The 730-nt window shown below is 66.4% G+C and carries 1 pseudogene; it reads left to right on the top strand.

What is annotated here, in order from left to right:
• Nucleotides 1-510: 510 nt before the first annotated feature.
• Nucleotides 511-730, top strand: a pseudogene (locus tag HUK84_RS21345) (glycosyltransferase family 4 protein); the annotation flags it as partial.

Here is a 730-nt window from a genome sequence, read left to right as displayed (position 1 = left end):
CGGAAACGCACGCCTTCCGTGCCGCTTTGCGGCACTCTCGCTCACCAGCCCGCATTTCCGGACAGGATCTGATCGGGACTATGCGCTGACGGCGATCCGACGCGCGTTTCCGGTGCTTCGGTGCTCACGGCCGCAAGGCTGCTCCGCTGCGATGCTCGGAAACGCACGCCTTCCGTGCCGCTTTGCGGCACTCTCGCTCACCAGCCCGCATTTCCGGACAGGATCTGATCGGGACTATGCGCTGACGGCGATCCGACGCGCGTTTCCTGTGCTTCGGTGCTCACGGCCGCAAGGCTGCTCCGCTGCGATGCTCGGAAACGCACGCCGGCCGTGCCGCTTTGCGGCACTCTCGCTCACCAGCCCGCATTTCCGGACAGGATCTGATCGGGACTATGCGCTGGTGGTCCGATGCGCGTTCCTGCGCTTTGATGCTCACGACCGACAAGGCCGCTCTGCTCCGATGCTCGGAAACGCACGCCGTTGGGCCGGGGGTGATGAAGACCCTGTGGCATGAAGGTTCTGGAAGTCACCAACGTCGATTTCTCGTTGCGGCATTTCCTTCTGCCCCTGATGCGCGGGTTGCGTGCGGCGGGGCATGAAGTGGTGGGCGTCTGTGCGGACGGGCCGCTGCTGGCCGATGTGCGCGGGGAGGGGTTTCGCGTCGAGACGGTGCCGATGGCGCGGTCCTTCTCGCCCGTTGCGCAGGCGCGGGCGCTGGGGGCGCTGATCG

Origin of the sequence: Nguyenibacter vanlangensis, from assembly GCF_013376155.1 — a bacterium.
GTDB classification, from domain to species: Bacteria; Pseudomonadota; Alphaproteobacteria; order Acetobacterales; family Acetobacteraceae; genus Gluconacetobacter; species Gluconacetobacter vanlangensis.
This window is presented reverse-complemented; position numbering and strand designations above follow the sequence as displayed.